Here is a 7,949-nt window from a genome sequence, read left to right as displayed (position 1 = left end):
GCTGCTGGCCATGGGCCTGGCCACTCCGGCGGCGGGCGCGGCGGCGGCCGGCGCGATGGCCGGGGCGGCGGCGCTGCACGCGCCCAACGGCTTCTTCGCCCAGGAGGGCGGCTACGAGTACGCCGCCTCCCTGGGCCTGACCTCCGCGGGGCTCGCCATCGCGGGCCCCGGCCGGCTCTCCGTGGACCACGCCTTCGGCCACGCCGTCAACCGCGGCTGGATGGTCCCGGCGGCGTTCGCCACGGTGGGCGCGGTGACGTCGGTGGTCGTGGGCGCGCGCATCAAGCGGCTGCGGAAGGAGAAGGAGGGCGAGCAGCAGGCGCTCTTCGAGGAGTAGGCACTCTTCGAGGAGCAGGGCGGGCCGTGGCAGGCTGCGGTCCATGACCGATCAGCACGTTTCCGTGCCCGCCGATGACCTCTGGTCCGCCGTCGACGCCCTGTGGACCTGGCTGGACGGCCACCGCACCCACGAGGGCCGGGAGGGCGTACTGCTGCGCATCCTGAAGTTGCAGGAGGAGACCGGCGAGGTCGCCCAGGCGGTCATCGGCGCGACCGGCCAGAACCCGCGCAAGGGCACCACCCACACCTGGGACGACGTCCAGGCGGAACTCTGCGACGTGGCGATCACGGCCCTGGTCGCCCTGCGCACGCTGACTCCTCAGGCGCGGGAGGTCTTCACCCGGCACCTGTCGGGGGTCCTGCAGCGCTCGCCGGGGACGGGCGGGGGTGCGGGAAGGCAGGCATGAGGTTCCCCGTCGTCACCGTGCTGGACAAGCCGGCGTACGCGGGCGACCGGGAGGACCCTCCGACCGCGCACGAGCGGCTCACCTCCGTCCACGGCGACGGCGACGGCGACGGCGACGGCCGCACCCTTCACGAACGGCTCATGTCGACGACCACGACGGCGGCCTCGAACCACGCCGTTCCCCCCGCATCCGCCCCGGAACCGGAGCTGACGGGCACTCAGCCCGTTCACCTCACGGCAGCCGGGCGCACGGAAGCGTGAACGTCCCCGCCACAGAGGGGACATCATCCGCTGTTCCGGCTCCGAGCCGGCCCGGGATGCCGGCGGCCGCCGTCGAGCCCCGTCACCCGCGCACGCTCCGCTGAGCGTGCGCGGGAACAAAGCATCAACTTCTTCAGGTCGCAGGCACTTTCGGTGGTCGATGTGAGGGGAAAGCCCGCGTCATGACGGTCCGTCCCGGTGGCGGCGAACCGGCGGCGAGGAGGCTTCACTCGCCCCACAGGAATGTCAGTCACATGTCAAGTGTTCAACTCCCTTGATTATAACCGCCAGTTACCACACCCTTTACTCGGCCCTGAGCGGAACGCAGCGCTCCAGGGCCGTGTGCGCGACCCCGCGCGCACCCCCACACCGCGCGCCCCACCCAGGCGCGCATGCCCGAGGAGGACCCCCTCGCATGGCACAACCGCGTAGCAGGAAGATCCGCTTCGCCGCCCTCACCGGCGTTGCGACCGCCGCCCTTCTGGGCGGACTCACCGCACTTCCCGCCCAGGCCGCCCCGGCCGAAGGCACGGTGCTCGCCGCCGACTCCCCCACGGCGATCAAGGACAGCTACATCGTCACGCTCAAGAAGACCGCGGGCTTCAAGTCCACTTCGAGCAAGGGCAAGGGCCTGGTCACCAAGTACGGCGGCTCGGTGAAGAAGACGTTCGGCAGCGCGCTGAACGGCTACACGGCAAACCTTTCGGCAACCGAGGCCAGAAGACTCGCGGCCGACCCGGCGGTCGCCACGGTGGAACAGAACCAGAAGGTCCAACTCAACGCCACGCAGACCAACGCCCCCTGGGGCCTGGACCGCATCGACCAGGCGTCACGCCCGCTCTCCGGCACGTACACCTACCCCGACTCGGCCGGCAGCGGCGTGACCGCGTACGTCATCGACACCGGCGTGCGCATCACGCACAGGGAGATCAGCGGGCGGGCCTCGTACGGCTACGACGCCGTCAGCGGTGGCACCCCGTCGGACGGCAACGGCCACGGCACCCACGTCGCCACCACCATCGCCGGCTCCACCTACGGCGTCGCCAAGAATGCCAGGATCGTGGCGGTCCGCGTGCTCAACGCCAGCGGCTCGGGCACCACGGCCGGCGTCATAGCGGGCGTCGACTGGGTCACCAAGAACCACTCCGGCCCCTCGGTCGCCAACATGTCGCTGGGTGGCGGCGTCTCCACCGCCCTGGACACGGCCGTGCGCAACTCGATCGCCAGCGGTGTCACCTACACGGTCGCCGCGGGCAACAGCAACACCAACGCCTCCACCTCCTCCCCCGCCCGGGTCACCGAGGCGATCACGGTCGGCGCCACCACCAGCACGGACGCCCGGGCCAGCTACTCCAACTACGGCTCGGTCCTCGACCTCTTCGCCCCCGGCTCCTCGATCACGGCGGGCTGGCACACCAGCGACACCGCGACCAACACCATCTCGGGCACGTCGATGGCGACACCGCACGTCGCGGGCGCGGCCGCGATCTACCTCTCGAGCCGTCCCTCGGCCACCCCGGCACAGGTCTCCACGGCTCTGGTGAACGGCGCCACTTCGGGCGTGGTCACCAGCCCGGGCTCCGGTTCGCCGAACAAGCTCCTGCGTCTCGTCCCGTAACACCGCATCGGCTCTGAACGCCGCTTCCCGGAGGCCGCCGTGCCTCCGGGAAGTGGCGTTTTCCCGAAATACCGCGGGGCAACTCGCTCCGCGAGGGGAGCACGGTCAGCTCTTCTGTCGCTCCACGAGATCCCTGAAGTGTTCCAGGTCGCCCCGGACCGTCCGCTCGACCGCGTGGACCTGGGCCATTCCCTTCGGACCGCCGAAGGTGTCCTGGAGGGCCTGCGGGTCGTACTCCACCCGGACCTGCACCTGGCTGTGGTCGCTGTCCAGGGCCCTGACCGAGAGGGTGCCCTGCAGTTCCGGGCCGCCCTGCGTCTGCCAGGTGATGGTCTGTTCGTCGGCGCGGTCGGAGAGGACGGCCTCGAACTCCTGTTCACCACGGCCGGTCCGGACACCGAGACGGGCCCGGTCACCACCGTGCGCGGAGGCACGCTGCACCCCGTCCATGAACGACGAGTACTCCTCGATGCGGTGCAGTTGGTCCCACACCTTCCGGGCCGGGGCGTTCACGTCGATGTGCTCTTGAAGTCTGCTCATCCCGAACCTCGCCTCCTGGCTGCCCGGCCGCCCGGGCCCACGGTCCCCTTCCAGGGTGCGCCGCGAGTCGGCCACGCGGCAACCAGACCGGGAGGCGCCCGGCCGGTCACGGGCGGAATCCTCGGTGAGGTATCCGGGCGTTTCCCGTGTGGACATGGTCGTTCCGGTGCGGAGTGGCGCTGACGGACTGCGCCTGCTCGCCTCCCACCGCCCGCCCCGCGACGGCCTGGACCGCGCTGCCGCCGACGCGCTCGTCCGCGACGCCGACGGTCATCCGCAGTCCCTGGACCTCCTCGCGGAGCTCGCCGCACACAGCGACTTCCGCCGGTTGCGCAACCGGTTCCACGCCCCCGGAGCCGACATCCTCGTCCATCCCCGGTCCCCCTCCCCGCGCCCGCGTCGGTGCTCCCGGCGCGCGGCCTCCGGTCATGGGGCCACTCGCCCGTCCCCTGACCGGTGACCCGCCCGCCGACGACATCCTGCGGCTGTTCGCCGTGGCCCGGCCCGGCGGCACTGCCGCAGTCCGCCGTGGAGACCGCACTCTCCACGACGGGCCCCTACGCGCCCTGGGACGTGGCCCCGCTCGTCGCCGAGGCCTGGGAGACCCTGCTCGGGTCCGGCGCGCTGCGCCCCGCTCACCGCCACGGGCACGCCGACTGGCGACGCTCTGCGGCATCGGCCTGCTCTCCACACCCGGCACCGCCCCCTGACGAGTGACGTCCGGACCCCCGTGCCTCAAAGCGCCGGTGTCGGCTCGGCCGAGGGCAGGGGAAGGCCCAGCAGACCGCGTATCTCGCGGACGTAGGGGTCCGGGTTGTGCTGCTTCAGGGATCGCAGCTGCCCGTAGAAGGTGTCCGCGTCGGGTGCCTCGGCCGCCTGCCGCCAGAGCGGCAGCCCCGCTTCGAGCTCCGCCACGAGCCGCCCGGTCGGCCGCTCGGCCCCGGGCAGCTCGGTGTCCTTGAGCAGCTGGATCGTCTCGGCCTGCGCCTCGGCCATCCGGCCGGCCCAGGCCTTGGCACCGGCGAGGTCCTGCCGGGGGTTCTTCGCCGGCTGGAGTGCGGAGACGACACTCAGCGGCTTCACGGCGGAGACGAAAGACAGTTGATCAGCGGTCAGGTCGGACGCGCCGCGCCGCACCGAGGTGTCCAGTTCGGCCTCGCCGGAACGCGCCACCCAGCACAGTACGGTGCGCTTCCCGGCAGCCCAGCCCTTCTCGTCCGGATAGTAGTAATAAGTCCGCAGGCCCCCGAAGGCCGGCGGATCCATCGAGTAGCCGAAGAGCAGCTCCATGCACCGCGGCTCCGCGATCGCCGCGATCACGTCACGCTTGGGGAAGTCCCGCTGTCCGGAGAGCGCGACGGTGGCGTACACCTCTCCTTGATGCGACTCGTCGCACGGGACCAGCTCCACGCTCGCGTCACCCAACGACGACTTGTCCCGCTTCGGCACCCCGGCGCCCGGGTTGAAGCAGTCACCGACCTTCAGCGAGTGGACCGTGGTCCACCCCCGCCTCGTGACCTCGCCGCTGTCGTCCCTGGTGGGAAGCGCCCACACCCTGAAGTTGACCACTCCCGCCACGACGGCGGCGACCAGCAGAAGAACCACACCGGAAACGGAGATCCCGGCAATCGCAAGGCCCTTGCCCCGCTGCCCCTTCCTGGAGATCTGCACCAGCGCGACGACACCGAAGATCAGCCCCAACGGAGCAAGACACAGCAGCGACGTCACCAGAGCCGCGACCGCGAAGCCGTTCAGCACCGGCCGCACCGGCGGCTGCATCGGCCCCCACTGCGGTCCGGGCCCGGGCGGCGGCACTGGCGGCTGATGCGGGTACGACGGCGGGGGCGGGGGCGGGGGCGGGGGAGCTGACACGGGATCTCTGCCTTTCTTGGCCGTCTCGCCGCGGCGAACGGCCGGAAATCAGTGGGCCGCAGACAAAGATCACGCTTGACCAGACCGAAAACAAGGCTGCGGACAATTATGTGCACATAGCACATCCGGCGCCCTTGAGCTCATGAGGCACCCCCACAGCCGGCCGCCTCCGAGGAGAACGACACCTCCGTCCGTTCCGCCCCGCAGGACACCGTCAGTCGCTCAGCAACGGCCTGCAGAAGTCGACGGTCCACTGCAGGATGGAGCGGATCGTCTGTTCCGACACCCACGACCTCTCTCACCCCCAGCACGGCCGGAAGGCGAAGGAGAAGCCGACCCGCTACGACCGGATGATGGCCCGCCGCAGGCCGAAGAGGGGGCAGCCCGCCTCGAAGGGCCACCAGGAGGCGAAGAGGTGGAGGGCGAAGAAGGTCGTGCGCGACCACAACGCGATCGCGGTGGAGAACTTCCGGCCCAAGTTCCTCGCCCGGACGTCGACGGCGCGCAAGGCGGCCAACGCCGCGATCGGCGCCGCCGAGCAGGCCCTGCTGGAGATGGTCCGCAAGCACAGGCGCGATGTACGCCTGGCGCATCCCGCGCACACCACCATGGACTGCGCATCGTGCGGAGCGAGAACCAAGCACGCTCCCCCGGTGGGGACCCCCAACTGCTGTCGGAGCGCACCTACACCTGCACCGCGTGCGGAGCCGCCTGTCCCCGGGACAAGAACTCCGCCCGCGTGACGCTCGTCCGGGCAGGTCTGAACCCGGCCGGCGTCGAGGGCGCAAGGCCTCCCGGAGCACTGCTCCAGGAGGCGGTCTGAGCCAGGGTTCCCCTCCTCATCCGGGAGGGAGCAGTCAAACGGGCATGACCTGCACGTCGTACTGCGGGATCCACTTGTCCCTCGTCAACAGGGTCATCCCTTCGATCTGGGCCTGAGCGACCAGTATCCGGTCGAAGGGGTCCCGGTGATGCGCCGGAAGCCGGCCTGCCCGCACCCCGTGCCCGGCGGTGACGGGCAGTCCGGTGAACTGGCTGTCGCGTACCCGCTCGGCCAGGTCCTCCGGGCCTTCCAGCTTCCCGAGGGACTGCTTGATGGCGATCTCCCATGGCGACACAGCACTGACGTACACCGCGGGTTCGGTGTCCAGCAGGTCCTTGATCTCACCGGACAGCTCAGCGGAGTCGTCCAGCCACCACAGGACCACATGTGTGTCGAGCAGCAGTCGCATCAGCGCATCCCGAAAGCGCCGGCGATGTCGTCGGGCAATTCATCGAAGTCGTCGGGGATGTGGATCTTCCCCCGGAGCGAGCCCCGGCCGGTCCGTTTCACCTTGGGGCGCAGCGGCACCACCTTGGCCACCGGCTCCCCCGCCTTGCTGATCACGACCTCCTCACCGGTCGCGACCTGCTCCAGGATCCGCGAAAAGTGCGTCTTGGCTTCATGAACGTTGTACTGACGGGCTGCTTCCATGGCTGCCTCACGACTACGATCAACGAATGGACTAAGCGGTGGACTAAGGATAGCTCTTTCCGAGCGGCACAGCGCTCCATCGCGCTTTCGTCCCGGCGATCACGTCGGCTGCACCGTTTCGCTCGCGGCGTGATCACCACAGCCGCGCGCCACTACGTGTGACTAGTGGCATGGAGTCCCACATGGCCGACATGGGAGGTGGGTCGCGTGAGCGTGACCAATGTGGACGTGGACGACGAGGCCCTGGCCGCCGCCGCTGAGATATTCGGCACGACCACCAAGCGCGACACCATCAACACCGCCCTGCGCGAGGCCGTACGGCGCCACAGGCGATGCGCCGCGGCCGAGCGCCTGGCCGAGCGGGCAGCGCGCGGAGACTTCGATCCGACGCGCCGGGTATGGCAGGCACGTAAGGCCGCCCAGCGCGCCGAGGCTGTCGTACTCGACAGCCGCGAGGGCGCCGAGTGATCACATACCTGATCGACACCGGCGCCTACGTCGACCTGGTGAGCGAACCCGCGATCCGGCGCCGCTGGGATGCCGAGATGGAAACGGGCGCCATCGGCTTCTGTGAGCCCACGCGCGCGGAGATCCTTTACAGCGCGACCGGACCCGCCGACCGTGACGAGATGGACGCGGATCTGTCGGACCTGTCCGGGCACGTGGCGGTCCCCAAGGACGCATGGCGGTGGATCGACTCGGCGCAGTACAAGCTGACGCAGAAGGGCCAACACCGCAGCGCGGGACCGATGGACCTCCTCGTCTGCGCCACGGCCGTACACCATGGGCTGATCGTGCTGCACCGTGACAACGACTTCGCCACCGTGGCACGGGTTCTGCCCGAGGTGGAGCGGCAGGACGTACGCGGCGGACCCTGACTGCTCCACCGCCGGCGGCGGTCCCCCGATGCGGTGGGGCCCGGCCCACGACCGCCGCCCGCGTTCTGCTTCTTCCAGCCCTGAGGCAGGTCTTCTCGCTGAGCGCCGTAGCTGACCGGACGGGCCAACCACGGCGCCCAGTCACACAAAAATATGTTCGCTCACCTGTCGCCTGATTTCTGCCCGACGCGCTGAGCCTGCCGCTGCACCTCCCGGTCGTCGACCCCACCTGGCAACCCGACACCCAGCGCCACCCGGTGATGCCGCAGGAAAAGATCGAGGCCAACCCGAGACGAGAGGAGCCCGGCACCCTCCGTATCGAGGTCACCGGCCCACGGGGCGACCGCGCACCCCAGCCCCCCACGACCGACCCCGGCCCCGCCGCCGACTCCGGCCGCGGCCTCCTCCTCGCCGAAGCCCTGTCCACCCGCTGGGGATGCGATCCCCGTCTGCCCTCCGGGAAGACCATGTGGGCATGGTGCGCCATGGAAGCGCCTTGATGTATTCCCGGCTGAGTCGGGAGGAATTCGGAGAATATTCCTGGGCTGAATGACTTACCTG

The 7,949-nt window shown here is 70.1% G+C and carries 13 protein-coding genes and 1 pseudogene; 10 read left to right on the top strand and 4 right to left on the bottom strand.

The window, feature by feature from the left end; translation table 11 throughout:
* From DEP02_RS11375 to DEP02_RS11360, 4 genes are all read left to right on the top strand, one after another.
* On the top strand, positions 1-337 hold a 337-nt coding region (locus DEP02_RS11375), incomplete at its 5' end, for a DoxX family protein (protein ID WP_369123205.1).
* 43 nt (positions 338-380) lie between these two features.
* Complete coding sequence (locus DEP02_RS11370) at positions 381-746, top strand: MazG-like family protein (protein WP_112467222.1); 366 nt, start codon at positions 381-383, stop codon at positions 744-746.
* Positions 743-1,006, top strand: a complete 264-nt coding sequence (locus DEP02_RS11365) for a hypothetical protein (RefSeq protein WP_112467221.1) — start codon at positions 743-745, stop codon at positions 1,004-1,006. The genes DEP02_RS11370 and DEP02_RS11365 overlap by 4 nt, the downstream gene beginning before the upstream one ends.
* 415 nt (positions 1,007-1,421) lie before the next feature.
* Entirely contained in the window at positions 1,422-2,624 is a 1,203-nt protein-coding gene (locus DEP02_RS11360) for a S8 family peptidase (protein ID WP_112467220.1), read from the top strand.
* Positions 2,625-2,729: 105 nt separating this feature from the next.
* On the opposite strand, the gene DEP02_RS11355 is transcribed toward DEP02_RS11360, so the two are convergent.
* Entirely contained in the window at positions 2,730-3,164 is a 435-nt protein-coding gene (locus DEP02_RS11355; RefSeq protein ID WP_112467219.1) for an SRPBCC family protein, read from the bottom strand.
* Positions 3,165-3,330: 166 nt separating this feature from the next.
* Here DEP02_RS11355 and DEP02_RS33375 point away from each other — a divergent pair, with 166 nt between their 5' ends.
* Positions 3,331-3,624, top strand: coding sequence for a hypothetical protein (locus tag DEP02_RS33375; RefSeq protein ID WP_157977417.1), 294 nt, complete (start codon positions 3,331-3,333; stop codon positions 3,622-3,624).
* A gap of 68 nt (positions 3,625-3,692) precedes the next feature.
* A complete protein-coding gene (locus DEP02_RS33370; protein ID WP_157977416.1) occupies positions 3,693-3,881 on the top strand; it encodes a hypothetical protein in 189 nt (62 codons plus the stop codon).
* 18 nt (positions 3,882-3,899) lie between these two features.
* Here the strand turns inward: DEP02_RS33370 and DEP02_RS11345 are convergent, their stop codons facing one another.
* A complete protein-coding gene (locus DEP02_RS11345) occupies positions 3,900-4,943 on the bottom strand; it encodes a DUF4190 domain-containing protein (RefSeq protein ID WP_232839057.1) in 1,044 nt (347 codons plus the stop codon).
* Positions 4,944-5,314: 371 nt separating this feature from the next.
* Between DEP02_RS11345 and DEP02_RS11340 the strand changes: the two are divergent.
* Positions 5,315-5,859 (top strand): annotated as a pseudogene (locus tag DEP02_RS11340) (zinc ribbon domain-containing protein); the annotation flags it as partial.
* A 34-nt stretch (positions 5,860-5,893) separates the two neighbouring features.
* On the opposite strand, the gene DEP02_RS11335 reads toward DEP02_RS11340, so the two are convergent.
* Together DEP02_RS11335 and DEP02_RS11330 are read right to left on the bottom strand one after the other, a co-directional pair.
* Entirely contained in the window at positions 5,894-6,268 is a 375-nt protein-coding gene (locus DEP02_RS11335; protein ID WP_112467217.1) for a type II toxin-antitoxin system VapC family toxin, read from the bottom strand.
* The gene (locus tag DEP02_RS11330; protein WP_112467216.1) at positions 6,268-6,510 is read right to left on the bottom strand and encodes a type II toxin-antitoxin system Phd/YefM family antitoxin; all 243 of its coding nucleotides are present in this window, start codon (positions 6,508-6,510) and stop codon (positions 6,268-6,270) included. Before DEP02_RS11330 ends, DEP02_RS11335 begins: the two co-directional genes overlap by 1 nt.
* Before the next feature lie 207 nt (positions 6,511-6,717).
* Between DEP02_RS11330 and DEP02_RS11325 the strand changes: the two genes are divergently transcribed.
* The 3 genes from DEP02_RS11325 to DEP02_RS33925 all read left to right on the top strand — a co-directional run bounded on the left by DEP02_RS11325 (position 6,718) and on the right by DEP02_RS33925 (position 7,888).
* Positions 6,718-6,978: a type II toxin-antitoxin system VapB family antitoxin gene (locus DEP02_RS11325; RefSeq protein WP_112467215.1), complete on the top strand. Its 261-nt coding sequence runs from the start codon at positions 6,718-6,720 to the stop codon at positions 6,976-6,978.
* Complete coding sequence (locus tag DEP02_RS11320) at positions 6,975-7,388, top strand: PIN domain nuclease (RefSeq protein ID WP_112467214.1); 414 nt, start codon at positions 6,975-6,977, stop codon at positions 7,386-7,388. Before DEP02_RS11325 ends, DEP02_RS11320 begins: the two co-directional genes overlap by 4 nt.
* A gap of 260 nt (positions 7,389-7,648) precedes the next feature.
* Entirely contained in the window at positions 7,649-7,888 is a 240-nt protein-coding gene (locus DEP02_RS33925) for an ATP-binding protein (protein ID WP_198668385.1), read from the top strand.
* Positions 7,889-7,949 lie beyond the last annotated feature (61 nt).

The organism is Streptomyces triticisoli (assembly GCF_003270085.1).
GTDB lineage: Bacteria > Actinomycetota > Actinomycetes > Streptomycetales > Streptomycetaceae > Streptomyces > Streptomyces triticisoli.
Note: the sequence above shows the minus strand (reverse complement) of the source record. Positions and strands in the feature narration are given on the sequence as shown.